We start from the raw sequence: 18,617 nt of genomic DNA, 5'->3' as shown, positions 1-18,617 counted from the left end.
CCCATGGCTGGCCGTTCAGGGGGTTAGCGCGACGCCCAGGCGTTGAAGCGTTGCTCCAGTTGTTCGCCATGGTCGGCCCAGAACAGCGGGTCTACCGGCACCTGCTGGGAAAGGTTCGCTGGCGCGGTGGGCAGTTCGGCGATGCGGTCCTTGTCGAGCAGTTGCATGGCCTGCAGGTTGGCGGCGCCGTAGTCGATATGTTCGGCGAAGCTTTTCTGTTGCGCGGGGTCGAGCGTGAAGGCAATGAACTCGCGGGTTTTCTCCTGGCGTGAAGCGCCCCGCGGGATAGCCCAGGAATCGAACTCGTAGAGGCCGCCGGACCAGACGATGTCCAGGTCGTACTTTTTCTTCTGCTTGGCCGAGAGGCGGCCGTTGTACACCGAGCTCATCACCACATCCCCCGCGGCGAGATACTGAGGTGGCTGGGCACCGGCTTCCCACCACTGGATATGCGGCTTGATCTCATCCAGCTTGGCGAAGGCGCGGTCCTGGCCTGCCTTGGTGGCCAGCAGCGTGTAGACGTCAGCGTGCGCTACCCCGTCGGCGATCAGGGCGAACTCCAGAGTCGATTTGGCCAGCTTGCGCAGGCCGCGCTTGCCCGGGAATTTCTCCACATCCCAGAAATCCTTCCAGCCGGTGGGGGCTTGTTTCAGCTTGCTGGTGTTGTAGGCCAGCACCGTCGAGTACACCAGGAACCCTATGCCGCAGGGCTGGATGGCGCCGGGAACGAAATGCTTGGTATCGAGGCCGATCTGAGCTGGGTCCAGCGTCTCGAACATGCCCTCTTCACAGCCCCGGGCAAGCTCGGCGGACTCCACCTCCACGGCATCCCAGGACACGCTGCGGGTATCGACCATGGCCTTGACCTTGGCCATTTCGCCGTTGTACTCGCCGGAAATGATCTTGCTGCCCCGGGCTTGTTGCCAGGGCTTGTAGAAGGCCTTTACCTGGGCCTCCTTGTTGGCGCCACCGAAGGAGACGATGGTGAGGTCGGCCGCGAGGCCGTGACTGGCAGTGACTATCCCCGTTGCGAGTGCTGCGAATTTCAGAGCTTTGATCATTATTGTTATCTCCTACTGTTCAAGGGTGATTGCACATCACTCGAGACACCGGGATCAGTCGGTCCTCCCAGACGAGAGACATCCGGTTCTCGTTCCAGCGCTGCAGGGCAAACCGCACAGCCAACAGCAAGGCTCGCCACGCAGCGCAGTGTTCTCCTAAGGTGGTTTTGTGGTGCCCTAAGGTTTCATGGGGGTAAGGAGGGTAAAAGCTGACTTTTTCGATTCTTGGATTGGGGTTTACTAAACTATGAATGGATGAGGGGGTTCAATTGTCACTCCCGGATGTGCTGACGATTTTTGCCATGCGATGTCATACAGGCATGAAAAAGCCCGCGCTTGGCGGGCTTTCTGGGATCGTGATCAGAGGCTGTGTGCGTACTTCTCATCAACCTTGCGTCTTTCAAGCGTGTACTGCTTCAGGTCGATTTCATCCGTGGCCAGCCTTGAGTCGAGATTGTCCATCTCGGTTCTTTTCAAGTTGGACACGTGCGCTTTAGTGGCTTGATAGTTGATCGATTCTGCAGCGTCATACCCGCTGACAGGGTCCCATAAGATCGAGATAGGCCAGAGCAAAAGGTTGACCACGCCAAACCCGTAGGAGCGTCCATAAAAGGAACCCCCGCCAGGCAGGAGGCCAAGTGCGGCTCCCACGCCAGGGCTCTTCTCCTGAACCGCGAGGTTACTTGCCTTGTAACTTGCGAGTTCCGATTGTTGGACCGAATTGAGGCCGGTTGCGCAGCCTGTGCTCAATACCATGAGCATGGCTGCCGTCAAATTGCGAAGAGCGAACATCTGGATTCCTTTGGTACCAATCGCGCTCGGCCCCCTCCGGGCCGAGCCGCGGCGGATTCTACAGGGGGGCGTGATGTTTTTGTGCCATCATCGGCGGATTGGACACAGTTCCATCAGAGTGGGTGGTGCTGATTGACTTTGGTCTCCCCATCTTCCCAGCCTGCGTGGGAGCTCAAAACTCAGAAAGCCCCAGCGGCCCTGAGATTCCGTATTGCGGAATTTCAGGCAAAAAAAAAGACGTCCGAGGACGTCTTTTCTTTGTGTGGTGGCCGGGGTAATTTGAAACAAATCGGTATCTATCTGTTTTTTCTGGTTAATAATTTATTTGTCAACTTGCTTGGAATACCAGTTGGAACGCTGCGTGGTCTGGATTCCGATGGACGGTGCTTTTTGAGCTCCGTCCCATAAACGAATCGGGATCGAATCTATCAAGCAAATGGTCGCGCTGTTGATTGATGCCCCTGCGCGTACGATGTCCCCACTCGTCGCACGTACAGTGGCTCCTAGCAAACGATAGCGTCAATGATTGCTGTGCTGGTTAAGCCGACTCTCGAAATATTGCGCAGTCTCTTTGTCGGTGCAGTACAGGTAGCAACCCTTCATCCCGCGTGTCATCAGGGTTCGGTATGTATTTTTGATGATCACGTCTGTTTCATTTTTCGCGAGGGTAGGTTGCTCTTTCATCATTTTTTTCCAGCCGCGAATCGATTTATCGCGCTTGTCGCGCTCATCCGGGGATGTCACTACCTTGCCGTCACGTACGACTAGGTCTGGCCCGATGATCACCCCGATGTAATCGACTTCCAAACCTTGGCAGGTATGAATGCAGCCAACCTGCTCGATGGAGTTCTCAGCGATGATCCATAGGCTGCCATCCTGGTCCAGGTTCCATTGGCGTTTGTAGTCACCAATGACGATATCAGCAGCGGTGGGATCTTTCTTGCTCAACCAAGGCCAGCAATAGCCCGCGACCACACGAGCCTTGTTTCCATGGTTTTTCTCGTCAATGGCGTCATGCAGCGTCTGAGGCGAGTCGAACACCTTGAACTCGTACTCAGAGGTGTCGAGCGTCGGATTTGCTGTCGAGCGAATGCCAAGGACGTCATCCAGCCATGCCATGTAACCGTCAGAACCACTGCAGCGAAACTGTGAAGACAGCACATATTCTTCGATCACAGCCCCCTTGGTTTTGGCAAAGGCGCGTATCGCCTGCTTGCTGCCTATGTCGCTCAGGGTCACACGTTGGTCTTCATCGATGAAGAAAATTGAGCATTTCGCTGATTCAATCAGCTCCTTGATCTGGTTTTCGCCAAGGTTCCCATAAAGCCCGCTTTTCTCATTCAGCCGGTGAGCTTCGTCCACGATAAGCGCATCGAATGTGTTGGGCTCAGTGTCGATGAACGCCCCAGAGCCTGAAAAGAAATTCGAGAAATGGCTGCGTTTTATGGTGCCAACCAGTTTGCTTTCGTAGACCTTGCGTGGGGCGGCATTCTTCGAGACATATTTGCTTAACAGCCTCAATTCTGTGAGCCTCACCAGTAAATTGATAGCCAGAACAGTTTTCCCGGTGCCCGGCCCCCCTTCAATGATCAGCACCTTTGGTGCCTGGTCCGAGGCTTCGCTTGCTGCCGCAAGCGCTGATTCAAAAATTGCTTTTTGATCGTCAATCAATACGAACTCTGGCTTGCCTGTCATCAGCCCTTCGAGGGCTTCGGCTAGCGCTTTGGACGGACGGATTTTCCCATCGGACAGTTCGTAGAGAACCTCTTTGTTGTCGCCGTGAACAATATGCTTTTTCAGGAAGCTTCTGAGTTTGGTGAGCTCATCCGGCCCTTTCAGGAACAGTGGGGCTTTGCTGATGTGGGGCTCGTAGTGGGCTGAGTCGATGATGCCGTCGCTGACGTAGTTATGAAGGTAGGCACACGGACGGATCTCGATGCTTTTGTCATACACCGCCTCGTTGAAACCCTCCAGCAGCGCGGCGTATGACCATACTTGATAGGACGGGTGAATGGTCTCAACGAGGCCGCCACCCAATGCCGTTTTGACGATGGCATCCTTGGTAGTGGCGCTGGCCTTGCTCCATTGCTTCAATTCGATCAAGACGGCTTTTTTTGCCTGATTTTCGTCGCGACCGGTGAGCAGAAAATCGATTCGCTTCGACGACTGCGGAATGTGCAGCTCAATGGCTAGGCCCGCGTCGCTCGGCAGGCCTTCATCCCTAAGGACCTTTGCCATATACGTTAGAGATCCTTGCCACGACCTGATTTCCGACTTGCCAACGTTCTTGCCGGTGGCTTCCTTGAAATGCCTGAGGATCACGTCCTCGATGTCATCGTTATCGTTGTCTTTTAGAAATTGCTGTTTGGTCGCAGCGTAAACGATCACGGGTTGTCCTTAGATTCGGGTTGATCAGAGTCGGTCGTACTTTTTGCTGCTGCTTTTGGCTTTATCCACGGGGTATTTCTGGCCGTTCGAGGCGAGTTTCCGTGTCACCGCCTCGTTGAGGTCGATGCCGAGCACGCTGCTCAGGCGAACCAGATACATCAGTACGTCCGCCAATTCGTCTTTTACGGCGAGGCCGATTTCGGGATCTTTAGCTACGGAGAGCGAATCGGCATCGCTCATCCATTGGAAAATCTCGCACAGCTCTCCTACCTCGCCAGTGAGCGCCAAGATGAGATTTTTTGGGGAGTGGAACTGCTGCCAGTCGCGATCATCTGCGAAACGCTGAAGGGATGCGGCAAGCTTCACTACGTCAACCAGTGGCACGGATGAGCTGTCTGAGTCACTCACGGGGCTATCTCTTGTGTATCAGTGGGGGCAAAAAATGTGTAGGAAAACAGATCCTGGATTGTAAGAGTTTTTTCTGCTCTCGCAGAGTTTTTTGTATTTTTCTCACATGTTATCTGCTGGTAAGAATTGCTTGCAGTGGGGGCTACAAGCGCAGAAAGGCGGGAGCTTCTAGAGGTGCCCAGTGGGTTGAAAACCGCCGCCTCTAAGGTTTGCAAGAAGAGGGGGCTTATGAAAAAATGACGGACATTGGTCGTTGTTCAGAGCGCATAGATGGAGACTTCTCACGTAATCGTACTGAGCGCTGCCAGCTAAAATAGATTGAGTTGTGCAGGGCTTCGTTAAATATTAGAAGCCCGCACGACTATATGAAATAGATGAAGTTGATGTTGGGCGAGAGTTCAAGCTCTGATCGCAAGTTTGCGAGCAATTTATATTTTGGATGAAACGATTTTATTACTCTCGAACGATTTCACGAACAACTCCCTGTGAGGGGATGAAAGTTGGACCGATAAGACATGCGGAATGAATTACCATATGGATAGCGTCTGAATATGATGCTTGATTGATGCTTTTTTAACTATGCCAAGTCCAGGGTAGTGTCGAGTGCCATGAAGAGTTATAAATTCTTGCAGGCCTGCAGTGTTGACAAAGTTTCCTGGGTTCGTTGATACATGGGAAATAAGCAAATCTAGAGCTTCGCGAAATTTACCACCGGGGTCACTTTGGCTGTCATTGTCAGAGTAGGAGGAGAAATGGCGCACATACATTTGAGTTGACCGTGAGGGATCAAGGTAGGATATGTGCAGGGTAACGACAAATGCTGGGCCGCCACCTTCTACGAGGCGTTCGCTGAGAATCGTATAATCGCCGAATCCGATAGCATTTGGGAACGCTTTATACCCATTGTGAAAGTCTGAGTAATACGATTCTGTGCCGTAATCTAAATTTCTGGTTTTTTTGTCAAAGCCATCATGAAAGAGGACGGCTCTTGGAAGAGTTCCCCATACCGAAACATTCGTTTTGTCTGGATTGAGTGCCACAGCAGATGCTCTCATTAGATCCACAACGAGGCCAGGTGTAACAATACCTTCAACATAAGCGACAAAAGGTATGGTAAAGCTTTTTAATAGTGCGATGGCAGGCGCATCAGACGCATCACGTATTTTTATACATGGGACAAATGAACCTTGGCCAGTCCCAATAGTTGCAAGGTGGGTTCTCAGAGAAGCAAAAATGTTTGACGCAGAACTTGCGAATTCACTTTGCGAAGGATTAATTACTACCCACGAGCTGATGCCAGCTGCTGTCAATTCGGAGATGGTAGTCGCTAGGGGGGCAAGGTTTAAATTTACAGGTTCTAAAATGGGGCATACATTGCTGGAGGGTATATGTCCAACGAGTTCCCTGAGTGCAGTTAGTTCAAACTGTTTGCCTTTAAGGATTGGGCAGTACATAAAGTTTCCTTACTTAAGATTGAGTTCATGTTTTCCACAAGCCCAGCTCGGGCCTTGCGGGTTGATCCAAATTCGACTCCGGCCGCTATTAAGGATGTAGGTAAAGACAGTATGAAGTCCTTGTCCAAAGCTCTGGTTTGACGAATGATTTTTCTAAACTCAGTACGAATCTTCTCGTTGGCGGCAGATGTCAGTAAGCGCTCACACTCACGAAAGATCTCGGTATTGCTCACATTGGGTGCCGAGCCAAACAACGATTCGGTAAGCCCCACGTATTCCTCACGTCTAAGAGATCTCATTAAGACCCGAACATCAATCTGTGCACCTGTAAGTTGCGCAGATCTCATCTCTCGAAAAGTGCCGCTCTTGTTTAGTAATATGACCCCTACTTCTTCAGGTGCTGTGTGCAGTACTGAGGTTAGATTTTTCTTAGAGACAACTACGTTAACTTTGTCGAATATCTTCAGGTAAGAGTCGATTTGAGGTTTTAGCCGGGTTAGGTTGTCGTAATCGGTTTTTATCTCATAACATGTTGATATGCCATTGACGATCACGCAGTCTGCTTTGTTTGCACCTACTCTGAATTCAGTGAGCATAGTCGAACTGTTTATTGAATGTCTTCCGAGGAGAATTTTCTTTGCAATAGAATTTTTATAATAGTATTCATTGCGATATTCCCTGCACAGTAGGTGATAACAAAATTCAAATACGCTAGCAACAGTAAAGGTGTCATCAAAGCTGTCTTGATAGCATTTAGCCACTCTCGTGACAAGGGACAGATCGCCCCCCGAAACGGAATTGATGTTGCTGCTGGAAAAAATTTTAGCTATCTCGTTGAAATTCAACATGTTTTATATCCGATCAACGATTTCATTATGAGTAAAAAAATCAAAAACCAATTTAGAGAAGCTTGCGGTTGGCGCACATTACCACGCTCGCGTATGCCCTGGCTCCGCACAAACCCAAGCTGCTGGTGGCTAGGGGCTATAGTTTAACGGTAGATCCTGAGTGTCAGATGCCCTTCACGAGCGGCTGGTGGATCGAAAGCTGTCGCTCTCACTCAGAGACTGAAAAGCCATGGCTTTTCTAGGCGCCGTGCGAGCAGCCTGGCCGTTAGCAGATAGTAGTACCGCGTCGCCTCACTGCGCTGGCTCATGCGATGTTCGAGAAGCCATGTCACATGCTTCCTCTGCCAAGCCCATGGGGTTTCTCGCTGCCAACGCTCTGCAATTTCACTCTGAATGAGCTTCGCTTGGCGTAAATGACGTTGCTGCGTTGCGTGTGAGCCGGTCAGTACGCCAGCCAAGAACAACTCCATATCGAATGGCTTGCTCATGTCCTTCCTCCAATGTAGGCAGCGACTACGTCGATCCGGTCGTGCCCCAGCTCATAGCTGATTTGCCTTCGAGCTTCACGATCAAGGCTCCTGTCTGCCACGCAACATTGGCCGCCGCTGATCGGCGCGCGGTGTTGAGTGATTTGCTCATAACGCTCACATGCATACGCCGCTCGTAGTTCATGGAAGCCTTTGAGGTTCTGTGCATGCAAGATGTCCCGCGCAGGGCGGATGATCTTTTGCAGAAAACTTAGGTAGCTTTCGTGTGGCGCAATCAGGTTGCGGCTACCTACAGGTGACGCCTGCCATGCGAATCCAAGTGCGCCACGAATATGGTCGTCCACTGCTATCCAACGTGGCGCCGAGGCCCCGGCGCGGCCGCCTTTGGTTCCATCCTGAATATTAATCCTGCCTAGGTCTTTAGCCTCTCGGATTAGCCGTGGCAGATCAGCCAAAATAGCCTCACGCAAGCGCATGCCGGTGGCTCGCGCCAACACAACGATCGCTGCTGCCCGTCTCTGATCACGACTGCAAAGTGCATCGACGATCTGCTTAACTTGTTCGCGGTCCTGGCCTTGTGGCATCGACTGGCGAACTCCGTTGCGCTGCATTGCCAGCGCCTTGCTCGGGCTTGGCAATTTCACGCACTGATCACCGCGAAGCGCCGCCATGGTCCTGTTAACGCTGGATAGCCGGTTTTGTGCAGTGCTGATGGCGAGGTCACCGCGCCAAACCGCGTCGCGCAGATACGCCGTATAGTCGACCAGTACCTTCCGATCAATCTGCCGTGCATCATTGATACCGGGTCCCTGTTCGGAGTGGCACCACTTCACGAATGCCTGCCACCGATCACAGTGTGCCTTGACCGTGCCGTAATGCCCGCCGCCAAACATATCGCGTATTGCCTGTGGCCCGGCATAGCTCAGTTGCCGGCCCCAGCCAAAATTGCGCCCATCCCGTCTCCCCACGAGTGCCATGATCAAACTCCTCTCCAAGCTAAACCTTGAAAATGTTCCCCACGTCATCCCGCCAAGAATGTTGAGTGTTATCAGGGATCAAGGCCCCTGCGGCCTGTGGGGGTGTCCACTAACGCGGGACTGACGGCTCCTTACGACCGGGAGCATGGGCATCTCATGATCTGGCCTCCTGAACACCGAAACCGGTGGGCGGGTGGAGGCTGCGTTGGCTGACGAAACCAGTGCCGCGAGATCCTGAGTCGGGTGAAGGCAGCGATGCGATGACAGGGGCATGCCTGACTGTCAGCCAGGTGCAGTCCAATCCATGGCTGCGGCACCATCATCTACATCGCTGTTGTTGGTGACTTCGGTGTTTGTCACGCCGATTGTCATGAGGAGGATTGCGGCAAAGCCAAGTTCTATATGGGCTGCAGCAGTGGTATGAGCGCCCGTCTCTTTCCAGAAGAAAGAGACGGGCGCAGGTTGGCGCAAGATTCGGCCAAGCGGATAGTTTGCTACAGGGCAGCGGAGTAGGAAGTGTCGTCTGGCGCACGAGGGCCATGATCTGAAGTAGGCATCCATCACCGGGGAGGTGACCGGGCGAGCTGCCGGACGCTAATCGCCTTATGGGGGGAACCACCGCGGGAGCGGCGTGACCTTCAAGGTTCGGGCCACCTGGGTTGCTGTCATCGACAGCGCTTGCACGGCCAGTTCTACGCCTGTGGATAAACCCGGTCAAGGTTCTAAATTCAGCGCCAATTTGGACTTGAAGAACGGTTATCCACCGGTGGAATTCCGTGGTAAATCCTGGACAACGTGGTCGCTTTTAGCTCTTCAAAGTAAGGTCCATCCAAACAGGGCGGCTTTGCAGCCCTGTTTGGATGGACCCGCGCTTAGAAGCGGATAAGCGAGGCTGCTTGCCCCGAACCTTGAACGTTCAGTTGTTGCTGCAGTTCTTGCGCCTGTACAGCGCTAGCGAATCGGCACCACGTTCTTGTCTCTGACTTGGCCGTACGCTGAGGCGAGCAGGCTGCCGGTGGCGGCTTTCTGGATGTACTCACTCCACCAGGCCATCATCGGGCGCCGGCGCTCGATGTAGTCGGCTCGGTTGTAGGCGCTACGCACCTCATCCTTATCGACGTGCGCCAGTGCGACCTCAATGAGTTCCGGGCCCCAGCCATGTTCATTCAAGATCGTACTGGCTATCGAGCGCATGCCGTGGCTGACCAAGCGATCCTGGAAGCCCATGCGTTTCAACGCCATGTTGGCCGTTTGGCTATTGGCGTGGGTACGTGGATTTCTGTCTGCCGGGAAGACGTATTCGCGATGGCCGCTGTGAGTTCTCAGTGACTCCAGCAGTGCGACAGCGTGATCACTCAACGGGATGCTGTGTGGACAGCGCTTCTTCATCCGCTCCGGTGGGATAGTCCAGACACGCCGTTCAAAGTCGATGTCCGCCCAGCGGGTAGTCGCCGCCTCGGCGGGGCGAGTCATCGTGTGCAACTGCCATTCGATCAGGCAGCGGGTGGTGCGTTTGATGCTGGCATTCGCGATCTCCAGCATGAGCTCGGGGAGCTCTTCGGGTGGAAGCGCGGCCATGTTCTCTTTCTTGGGCTTCTTGAATACTGCCCTGATACCGCTGAGCGGGTTGGCGAAGATCAAGCCGGAATTTACGCCGTAGGTCATGATCTCGTTTAGCCGCTGGCTAAGACGCTTGACCGTCTCCAGGCTGCCTTTCGCTTCGATAGGGCGCAGTAATCCGATCACCATCGGCGCGATGATTTTCACCAGTGGTGTCGTTTTCAAGTCGGGGAGCACATGCAGCGTGAGCGACCGCCAGATGTCCTCGGCGTAGGCCGGGGTGACCGAGTCTTTCTTAAGCTCGAACCAGGCGGTGGCCACGTTCTCGAAGGTATGTTCCGTTTCTGCGCGCTTGGCCTCATTCAGCGTATCGCGCTGCACCTTCGGATCAATGCCCTGCGCGAGCAGCTCGCGCGCTTCGACTGCCTTCTTTCGTGCGTTCGCCAGTGACAGTTTGGGGTAGGTCCCAAAGCCGATGTTGATGCGCTTCTTGGTCACCGGTTCGCGGTAGTTGAAATTCCACAGCAACGAGCCGTTGCTGCGTACTCGGAGCTGCAAACCGTCACCGTCCGTGAGGACGTAATCCTTGGACGCGGGTTTGACTCCCTTGAGCTGTCGATCTGAGAGGCGGAGAGTTTGAGCAGGCATGAGATTGTCCTCAGGCACTGATTCGGTATTCCAAAGATTAGCACCGGATGGACTGGAATACCGTCTGGAATACCCGAATGGCTGGAACTCAGAAACTCTCAAAAGACCGCAAAAGCGCTGGAGGCCGCGTATTTACTGGCGTTCAGGCACAAAAAAAGACGTCCGTGGACGTCTTTTTTTGATCATTTGGTGGAGCCGGGGGGATTTGAACCCCCGTCCGCCAGTACTCCGCTGTCGGTACTACATGCTTAGCCGTGTCTATTGAGTTAATCCGCAGCCGCCCGACGGGCAGGGTGCTTTGGACGAGTTGGGTAAGTTTTAGTCGCTTTGCCCCCAACGTGCTACACGACGATCCTGTTCTGTATGACAATCACTTCGGGTTTACAGGCATCCCCTAGTGATTGCTGGAGCCGAAGCTACCAGGAGAGCGGGCTCGGCTGCTTACGCAGCGAGAGCGTAACCCTCGTAGTTTTCGTCATTGGCAACTATAGAAAGTTGCAACAGTGGATTTACGAGTTCTGTTACCAACTCGGCATGCACCTAGAGTTTCATCACCGGCGTCGAATCCTAATCGGCCCCATTTTTTACTGCTCTAGCGCTAGCACCGTTTCGGGTGCATGTGACGGAGTATACGCCATCGGTCGGGCGACGTCGACTACCGGTCCGGTCGCCCACCGAGGTTACTGACCGTTGCCGCCCTTGTCGGTCTTCTCGAGGCGCGACAGCACCTTGGCGCTGATGGTGATGCAATCCTTGTCGTTGCCCGCCGCCTGCGCGGCCTTGGCGTCAGCCACGTGCTGCTTCAGCGCATCGTCCAGCCCTTCGGAGGTCGCGCCCATGGTTGCCATCTGGTCGTCGATCTTCTGCAGGTTGCTGGCACACAAGTCTTTATCCGCCGCGAACACAGGCGAGGCTAGCAGTGCGGCGCTGAGGAACAGTCCGGTAATCGCAGTACGCTTCATGTGAATCTCCTTGGCTGGGAAGGCCTCAGGATAAGGGGCCTATTTGCATGGACTGCGGCCGATGCCAGGGGTTCAGACGGATGTTGTGGCAGATGGCCGGTTCGCCGGCAAGGCCAGCTCCTGCCGGTGTGCAGGAGCCGCCTTGGCTCACAGCGCCCTGGCTCTGGTAACCCGGTCCACCAGGTACACCAGGCCGTGATAGTCGATGCCGCCATGCTCGCTCAAGCCGATTTCACAGGTGCGGCTGGTGGAGATGCCTTCGCTGCAGTACTGCACGGCGTCCTTTAGGCTGCGCAGTGAATGTGCGTTCAGTTCGGGGGTGGTGAAGCCCTTGTCGCCGGCGAACCCACAGCAGTGGATGCCCTCGGGTATCACCACCTCTTTGCTGCAACGCCGCGCCAGGTCGATCAGGGCCTGGCTTTCGCCCAGGTGCTGGGTGCTGCAGGTCACGTGCACGGCAATGGGTGCGTCCTGCGGGGTGAACTCCAGCTTGTCCACCAGGTGGGTGCGGATGAAGCGCACCGGGTCATACAGGTCCAGGCGCGAGTCCTTGAGGTCTTGCACCAGGCGCAAGGTGCACGGGCTGGTGTCGCAGTAGATCGGGTCGAGCCCGCCGCGGCTGGCATGCAGCAGCGCGCCGATCAGTTCCTGGCGCTTGTGTTCGGCCTGTTCGGCATAGCCCTTGGAGGCGAACGGCTGACCGCAGCACAGGCTGTCCTGGTTCTCGGGGAACACCACCTGGTAGCCGGCCTTTTCCAGCAGGCCGCGGGTCTTGTCCAGCAGCGAGGTCTGTTCGCGATCGCCAGCGGCCGGGCCCATGACGCGCGATACGCAGGCCGCCAGGTACACCACGCGGGGCCGCGCATCGTTGCTCGCCGGGCTGAACTGGATGGGCTGCAGGGGCTGCGGCATGGCCGGCGTCCAGAGCGGCAGGCGGCCGTTGCTGGCTTTGCTCAACGACTGGCTGATGCGGGCCAGCCGTGGCGCGCCCAACAGGCGGCGGGCACCGTTGGCTGCGCGCAGGGTGAGGCGGGCGCCGCTTAGCGCGGTGTGGAAATGCTCCGCCAGCCAGTCGGCTGTCTTCACGTGGCTGGCAGCCTGGGCGCGCAGTTTCTTCACCAGTTCGCCGGTGTTGATGCCTACCGGGCAGCGCTGGGCGCACAAGCCGGTGGCGGCGCAGGTGTCGATGCCCTGGTACTGGTAGTCGCGCTCAAGCGCGGTGGTATCGACCCCGGCGCGCTTCTTGGCCTGGATGTCGCGCCACATCACGATGCGCTGGCGCGGGCTCAGGGTCAGCCCCTTGGACGGGCATACCGGTTCGCAGAAGCCGCACTCGATGCACTTGTCGACGATCTCGTCGGCGGCCGGCAACGGCTTGAGGTTTTTAAGGTGGATCTGCGGGTCGTCGCTGAGCACCACATCCGGGTTGAGGATACCGTTGGGGTCGAGCAGGCGCTTGAGCGTCCACATCAGCTGGTAGGCATCGTGGCCCCATTCCAGTTCGACGAACGGCGCCATGTTGCGCCCGGTGCCATGCTCGGCCTTGAGTGAACCGCCGAATTCGACCGCCACCAGGTGTGCCACGTCGTCCATGAACGCCTGGTAGCGGGCGACCTCTTCGGCACTGTTGAAACCCTGGGTGAACACGAAGTGCAGGTTGCCCTCCAGCGCATGGCCGAACAGGATGGCTTCGTCATAGTGGTGCCGCTCGAACAGCTCGATCAGGCGGTTGACGCCGATGGCCAGTTGCTCGACCGGGAAGGTCACGTCTTCGATGATGACCGTGGTGCCGGTCTTGCGCACGGCGCCGACGGCCGGGAAGGTGTCCTTGCGGATGGCCCAGAGCTTGGCGTTTTCCTTGGCGTCTTCGGTGAAGTCGACCTGTTTCTCGACCGGAAATTGCGCCAGCGAGGCCATGATCAGGCCCAGCTGCTCGTGCAGCAGTGTCTGGGTGGCAGCGCGGGACTCGATCAGCAGGGCGCACGCACCCTCGGACAGCTGCTGCACGAAGGCCGGCATGCCGGGCTTGTCCTGCACCGAGCGCAGGCTGCGCCGGTCGAGCAGTTCCACGGCCGATACCGGCTGGTTTTTCAGCACGGTGACGGCGGTGCAACAGGTTTCCACGTCCGGGAACACGATCAGCGCCGACGCCTTGTGCGGGTGATCGATCACAGTGTCGTAGGTAACCGCGCTGATGAAGCCCAGGGTGCCCTCGGAGCCCACCAGCAGGTGGTTGAGGATGTCCAGTGGCTGGTCGTAGTCGACCAGGGCGTTGAGCGACAGGCCGGTGGTGTTCTTGAGCCGGTACTTGTGGCGGATTTTCGCAGCCAGTTCGGTGTTGGCGCGGGTCTCGCGGCCCAGGCGCGCGAGCGATTCGAGCAGGTCGGCATGGCTGCTCTGGAAGGCCGCGACGCTGGCCGGGTCTTCGCTGTCCAGGCGGGTACCGTCGGCCAGCACCAGGCGCAGGCCGGCCAGGGTGTGGTAGGTGTTCTGGGCGGTGCCGCAGCACATGCCACTGGCGTTGTTGGCAACGATGCCGCCGATCTTGCAGGCGTTGATGGACGCGGGGTCGGGGCCGATCTTGCGTCCGAACGGCGCCAGCCAGGCGTTGGCCTGGGCGCCGATCACGCCGGGTTGCAGGCGGATCTGCCGGCCTTGCTCGCGAATCTCGCGACCGTTCCAGTTGTCGCCCAGCACGATCAGCACCGAGTCGCTGATGGCCTGGCCCGACAGGCTGGTGCCGGCGGCGCGGAAGGTCACCGGCACGCGGTCGCGCTGGGCCAGCTGGAGCAGGCCCACCACTTCGTCTTCGCTTTCCACGCGCACCACCAGCTTGGGGATCAGCCGGTAGAAGCTGGCGTCGGTACCGAAGGCCAGGGTAGACGTGGGGTCGTCGAAGCGGCGCTCACGGGGGATCAGGCGTTCAACCGAGTCGAGAAACGCGGTGGGCAGGCTCATGCAAACTCCTCGCGGGGCCACGGCGTCTATCGCGCCGCGTGCCCCGGACAATCAGGCGGTGATGGGGCAGGCGGTCAGGCGCCGAATTCGCGTACCAGCGAATCGCGAGTGATCTCGCTGATGGACTTGGCGCCGGTCAGCACCATGGCCACGCGCATTTCCTTTTCGAACAGGTCGAGCAGGTTCTTCACGCCCGCTTCGCCTGCGGTGGCGAGGGCATAGAGGAAGGCACGGCCGATCAGTACGGTGTCTGCGCCCAGGGCGATCATGCGCACCACGTCCAGGCCGCTGCGGATACCGGAATCGGCGAGGATCTTCAGGTCGCCCTTGACCGCATCGGCGATGGCCGGCAGGGCACGGGCGCTGGACAGCACGCCGTCGAGCTGGCGACCGCCGTGGTTGGACACCACGATGCCGTCGGCACCGAACTTCACGGCGTCGCGCGCGTCGTCCGGGTCGAGAATACCCTTGATCACCATCGGGCCATCCCAGAACTCGCGGATCCATTCCAGGTCCTTCCAGGAAATCGACGGGTCGAAGTTGGCGCCCAGCCAGCCGATGTAGTCGGCCAGGCCGGTGGGGCTGCCGCGGTATTTGGAGATGTTGCCAAGGTCGTGGGGCTTGCCCAGCAGGCCTACATCCAGCGCCCACTGGGGGTGGGTCATGGCCTGCCACATGCGCCGCAGCGGTGCGTTCGGGCCGCTCATGCCGGAGTGGGCGTCACGGTAGCGTGCGCCGGGTACGGGCATGTCCACGGTGAACACCAGGGTGGTCACGCCGGCGGCCTTGGCACGCTCCAGGGCATTGCGCATGAAGCCGCGGTCCTTGAGCACATAGAGCTGGAACCACATGGGCCGGTCGATGGCCGGGGCCACTTCCTCGATCGGGCACACGGACACGGTCGACAGGGTGAAGGGGATGCCCTTGGCCGCCGCGGCACGTGCCGCCTGCACCTCGCCGCGCCGGGCGTACATGCCGGTCAGGCCGACCGGTGCCAGGGCCACGGGCATCCTCAGGGTTTCATCGAACAGGCGGGTCTCGAGGCTGAGCTCGGACATGTTCTTCAGAACGCGCTGGCGCAGGGCGATGCTGGCCAGGTCTTCGACGTTGTGGCGCAGGGTGTACTCGGCGTAGGCGCCGCCGTCGGCGTAGTGGAACAGGAAGGGCGGCAGCTTGCGTTGGGCTGCGGCGCGGTAGTCGGTAGAGGCTGAAATGATCATGGTGTCTCGCAGCGTCGGTTGAAAGGGGCAGCTGCCGGGCGCCCTTGGGGCGCCCGGCCTCTTTCACTTTAGTGAACCAGCATGCCGGTCAGCCAGTACGCCTGGATCAAGGTGATCAGGCCGACGATGGTGGCGAAGAACAAGCTGTGCTTGAGGGTGAAGCGGAACAGGTCCGACTCTTTGCCAACCAGCCCGGTGGCCGCACATGCCACGGCGATGGACTGTGGCGAGATCATCTTGCCGGTAACGCCGCCGCTGGTGTTGGCGGCCACTAGCAGGGTGTCGTTGACCCCGATCTGATGCGCGGTGGTGGCTTGCAGCGAGCTGAACAGCGCGTTGGACGAAGTGTCCGAGCCGGTCAGGAACACGCCCAGCCAGCCAAGGAACGGCGAGAAGAACGGGAACGCTGCGCCGGTGCCGGCCAGTACCAGGGCCATGGTCGACGACATGCCCGAGTAGTTGGTGACGAAGGCAAAGGCCAGCACCATGCCGATCGACAGGATCGGCCAGCGCAGTTCGAAGAAGGTTTCCTTCAGCGTGGTCAGGCCAGTCTTGAAGTTGATCTTCAGCACCAGCATCGACAGCAGCGCGGAGAAGAAGATCGCGGTACCGGTGGCCGAGATCGGGTCGAGCTTGAACACCGCCGGCATGGCGGTCGGGGCGGCGACGATCGGCGCGGTCTTGATCACCAGTTGGTCAAGGTGCGGGATGGCGAAGTTGAACACCCAGCTGTACATCGAACCACCGGCGGCAAAGGCCGCTTTGAATGGCTTGAGGGTCCAGATGGTGACCAGCACGGTGAGGATCAGGAACGGCGACCAGGCCTTGAAGATCTCGCCAAAGCTGTAAGGCGAAGGCTGGCTGCCGCCACCGTTGACCACGGCTGCACCGACGCTGCCGGTGGCGGTGGTCATCGAGCGCTTGGGCTGCCAGACCTTGAGGAACAGGGTCAGGGAGATCAGGCTGGCCAGTGCCGAGGTAATGTCCGGCAGTTCCGGGCCGATGAAGTTGGAGGTGAAGTACTGGGTGACGGCGAAGCTCAGGCCGGCCACCAGGGCTGCAGGCCAGGTCTCCTTGACGCCGCGCAGGCCGTCCATCATGAACACCAGCCAGAACGGCACGAACAGCGACAGCAGCGGCAATTGACGACCGGTCATGGCGCCGATCTTGAAGGCGTCGATACCGGTGACCTGGCCGGCCACGATGATCGGGATACCCAGGGCGCCGAAGGCCACCGGGGCAGTGTTGGCGATCAGGCACAGGCCGGCGGCGTACAGCGGGTTGAAACCCAGGCCCACCAGCAGTGCAGCGGTAATGGCCACGGGTGCGCCGAAGCCTGCCGCGCCTTCCAGGAAGGCGCCGAAGCAGAAGCCGATCAGCAGAACCTGCAGACGCTGGTCGTCGGTGATCGACAGCACCGAGCTGCGGATCACTTCAAACTGGCCGCTCTTGACCGTCAGTTTGTACAGGAACACCGCCGCGACGATGATCCAGGCGATGGGCCACAGGCCATAGGCAAAACCGTACCCGGCAGCAGCCAGGGCCATGTCGGCGGGCATCTGGAAGGCGAAGATGGCGACCAGGATCGACAGCGCCAGCGTGATGCTGCCTGCCACATGACCCTTGAGGCGGAACACGGCCAGCGCCAGGAAGAAGAACACGATAGGGATGACTGCCGCCAGGGCGGACAGGCCGAGACTACCAAGCGGGCTATAGAGTTGTTGCCAGGTTTGCATATGGGGTGGCCCCTAATTGTTGTTGGTCATGCAGTGGCATTGGCTAATTGGTCATACCAATTTACAATGTCGAGCCGCTAGGTTAAGAGCCCTGTGGTGGGTGTGTCAATTTGCCCCGCTAAAACTTTCGTCGGACGGTTGAAAAAAGGTCGGCTGAGCGGCTTCGAAATTCGCCAACTGGTGGGTGTGGCGTGGGCACCGATAGGCCAAAATAGGCGGCCCCGAACGAACTCGGGATTGTGGAGAGCATGTGATGGTTTTCAACCAGGTCCGCCAACGCCGTTTGTCCGACGATATCGTCGAGCGGCTTGAGGGGATGATTCTTGAAGGCACCTTGACCGCCGGTGAGCGGTTGCCGGCCGAGCGGCAACTGGCCGAGCAGTTCGGGGTGTCACGCCCGTCGTTACGCGAGGCGATCCAGAAGCTGGTAGCCAAGGGCATGCTGGTGAGCCGACAGGGTGGCGGCAATTATGTTGCCCAGTCGATGGGTTCGACGTTCAGCGACCCCTTGTTGCAATTGCTGGAGAACAATCCGGAGGTCGAACGCGACCTGTTGGAGTTTCGTCATACGCTGGAGGCGTCGTGTGCCTATTACGCCGCATTGCGTGCCACCGCGGTGGATCGCGAGCGGTTGAAGGTGGCGTTCGATGCGCTGCAGGACTGTTATGCGCGTGCCGATGAGGTGAGCCGCGCCGAGGAAGGGGCGGCGGATGCGTCGTTCCACCTGGCGATTGCCGAGGCCAGCCATAACGCGGTGCTGCTGCATACCATTCGCGGGTTGTTCGACCTGCTCAAGCGCAACGTGGTGACCAACATCGGCGGTATGTACAAGCAGCGCAGCGAGACCCGCGACATGCTGATTGCGCAGCACCGGGACCTGTACCTGGCGATTGTCGAAGGGCGTGCGCAGGATGCACGGGAGGTGTCGAGCCAGCACATTCTGTATGTGCAGGAGGTGCTCGAAGAGGTGCGTCAGGAAGTGCAGCGGGTCGCGCGGGCAGAGCGGCGCAACGGGCGCTAGACAAGCGTTGCGGCTTTCGCCGGCAAGGCCGGCTCCTACAGGGTTTCGCTTGGCCTGTAGGAGCCGGCCTTGCTGGCAAAGTGGCTAGAGCAGGCG

At 58.0% G+C, this 18,617-nt stretch carries 14 protein-coding genes and 1 other RNA gene; 1 reads left to right on the top strand and 14 read right to left on the bottom strand.

Features of this window, described 5'->3' with window-relative positions; translation table 11 throughout:
* Positions 1-23 precede the first annotated feature (23 nt).
* From NP552_RS18345 to NP552_RS18280, 14 genes are all read right to left on the bottom strand, one after another.
* Positions 24-1,061, bottom strand: a complete 1,038-nt coding sequence (locus NP552_RS18345; RefSeq protein ID WP_043863846.1) for an ABC transporter substrate-binding protein — start codon at positions 1,059-1,061, stop codon at positions 24-26.
* A gap of 360 nt (positions 1,062-1,421) precedes the next feature.
* Positions 1,422-1,853, bottom strand: a complete 432-nt coding sequence (locus NP552_RS18340; RefSeq protein ID WP_236177062.1) for a hypothetical protein — start codon at positions 1,851-1,853, stop codon at positions 1,422-1,424.
* Between the two features lie 519 nt (positions 1,854-2,372).
* Positions 2,373-4,241, bottom strand: coding sequence for a DUF2075 domain-containing protein (locus NP552_RS18335; RefSeq protein ID WP_274097009.1), 1,869 nt, complete (start codon positions 4,239-4,241; stop codon positions 2,373-2,375).
* Between the two features lie 24 nt (positions 4,242-4,265).
* A complete protein-coding gene (locus NP552_RS18330) occupies positions 4,266-4,649 on the bottom strand; it encodes a nucleotide pyrophosphohydrolase (protein WP_274097008.1) in 384 nt (127 codons plus the stop codon).
* Positions 4,650-5,176: 527 nt separating this feature from the next.
* A complete protein-coding gene (locus NP552_RS18325) occupies positions 5,177-6,103 on the bottom strand; it encodes a sce7725 family protein (RefSeq protein WP_274097007.1) in 927 nt (308 codons plus the stop codon).
* Entirely contained in the window at positions 6,064-6,951 is an 888-nt protein-coding gene (locus NP552_RS18320) for a sce7726 family protein (RefSeq protein WP_274097006.1), read from the bottom strand. The genes NP552_RS18325 and NP552_RS18320 overlap by 40 nt, the downstream gene beginning before the upstream one ends.
* 212 nt (positions 6,952-7,163) lie before the next feature.
* Positions 7,164-7,439, bottom strand: coding sequence for a hypothetical protein (locus NP552_RS18315; protein WP_274097005.1), 276 nt, complete (start codon positions 7,437-7,439; stop codon positions 7,164-7,166).
* A complete protein-coding gene (locus NP552_RS18310; protein ID WP_274097004.1) occupies positions 7,436-8,416 on the bottom strand; it encodes an integrase domain-containing protein in 981 nt (326 codons plus the stop codon). Before NP552_RS18310 ends, NP552_RS18315 begins: the two co-directional genes overlap by 4 nt.
* Positions 8,417-9,367: 951 nt before the next feature.
* A complete protein-coding gene (locus tag NP552_RS18305; RefSeq protein ID WP_274097003.1) occupies positions 9,368-10,624 on the bottom strand; it encodes an integrase domain-containing protein in 1,257 nt (418 codons plus the stop codon).
* 187 nt (positions 10,625-10,811) lie between these two features.
* Positions 10,812-11,203, bottom strand: a transfer-messenger RNA (tmRNA) gene (ssrA, locus tag NP552_RS18300).
* Positions 11,204-11,304: 101 nt separating this feature from the next.
* Positions 11,305-11,586: a hypothetical protein gene (locus NP552_RS18295; protein ID WP_274097002.1), complete on the bottom strand. Its 282-nt coding sequence runs from the start codon at positions 11,584-11,586 to the stop codon at positions 11,305-11,307.
* A gap of 147 nt (positions 11,587-11,733) precedes the next feature.
* Positions 11,734-14,544 carry an FAD-binding and (Fe-S)-binding domain-containing protein gene (locus NP552_RS18290; RefSeq protein ID WP_274097001.1) on the bottom strand — a complete coding sequence of 937 codons (2,811 nt, stop codon included), beginning with the start codon at positions 14,542-14,544 and terminating at the stop codon, positions 11,734-11,736.
* Between the two features lie 74 nt (positions 14,545-14,618).
* Positions 14,619-15,764, bottom strand: coding sequence for an FMN-dependent L-lactate dehydrogenase LldD (lldD, locus tag NP552_RS18285; RefSeq protein ID WP_274097000.1), 1,146 nt, complete (start codon positions 15,762-15,764; stop codon positions 14,619-14,621).
* A 68-nt stretch (positions 15,765-15,832) separates the two neighbouring features.
* The gene (locus NP552_RS18280; protein WP_043863841.1) at positions 15,833-17,500 is read right to left on the bottom strand and encodes a lactate permease LctP family transporter; all 1,668 of its coding nucleotides are present in this window, start codon (positions 17,498-17,500) and stop codon (positions 15,833-15,835) included.
* A gap of 253 nt (positions 17,501-17,753) precedes the next feature.
* Between NP552_RS18280 and NP552_RS18275 the strand changes: the two genes are divergently transcribed.
* Positions 17,754-18,521, top strand: a complete 768-nt coding sequence (locus tag NP552_RS18275) for a GntR family transcriptional regulator (protein ID WP_043863840.1) — start codon at positions 17,754-17,756, stop codon at positions 18,519-18,521.
* The last annotated feature ends 96 nt before the right edge of the window (positions 18,522-18,617 follow it).

Origin of the sequence: Pseudomonas sp. 8209 (assembly GCF_028682105.1) — a bacterium.
Classification (GTDB): Bacteria; Pseudomonadota; Gammaproteobacteria; order Pseudomonadales; family Pseudomonadaceae; genus Aquipseudomonas; species Aquipseudomonas palmensis.
The sequence above is the reverse complement of the archived record's forward strand: the minus strand, read 5'-3'. Positions and strand labels throughout refer to the sequence as shown.

Bases quoted from the DNA above. Each gene is read 5' to 3' on its own strand.
- NP552_RS18345 (WP_043863846.1), bottom strand. From the start codon at position 1,061: ATGATCAAAGCTCTGAAATTCGCAGCACTCGCAACGGGGATAGTCACT.
- NP552_RS18340 (WP_236177062.1), bottom strand. From the start codon at position 1,853: ATGTTCGCTCTTCGCAATTTGACGGCAGCCATGCTCATGGTATTGAGC.
- NP552_RS18325 (WP_274097007.1), bottom strand. From the start codon at position 6,103: ATGTACTGCCCAATCCTTAAAGGCAAACAGTTTGAACTAACTGCACTC.
- NP552_RS18320 (WP_274097006.1), bottom strand. From the start codon at position 6,951: ATGTTGAATTTCAACGAGATAGCTAAAATTTTTTCCAGCAGCAACATC.
- NP552_RS18315 (WP_274097005.1), bottom strand. From the start codon at position 7,439: ATGAGCAAGCCATTCGATATGGAGTTGTTCTTGGCTGGCGTACTGACC.
- NP552_RS18310 (WP_274097004.1), bottom strand. From the start codon at position 8,416: ATGGCACTCGTGGGGAGACGGGATGGGCGCAATTTTGGCTGGGGCCGG.
- NP552_RS18305 (WP_274097003.1), bottom strand. From the start codon at position 10,624: ATGCCTGCTCAAACTCTCCGCCTCTCAGATCGACAGCTCAAGGGAGTC.
- NP552_RS18295 (WP_274097002.1), bottom strand. From the start codon at position 11,586: ATGAAGCGTACTGCGATTACCGGACTGTTCCTCAGCGCCGCACTGCTA.
- NP552_RS18290 (WP_274097001.1), bottom strand. From the start codon at position 14,544: ATGAGCCTGCCCACCGCGTTTCTCGACTCGGTTGAACGCCTGATCCCC.
- lldD (WP_274097000.1), bottom strand. From the start codon at position 15,764: ATGATCATTTCAGCCTCTACCGACTACCGCGCCGCAGCCCAACGCAAG.
- NP552_RS18280 (WP_043863841.1), bottom strand. From the start codon at position 17,500: ATGCAAACCTGGCAACAACTCTATAGCCCGCTTGGTAGTCTCGGCCTG.
- NP552_RS18275 (WP_043863840.1), top strand. From the start codon at position 17,754: ATGGTTTTCAACCAGGTCCGCCAACGCCGTTTGTCCGACGATATCGTC.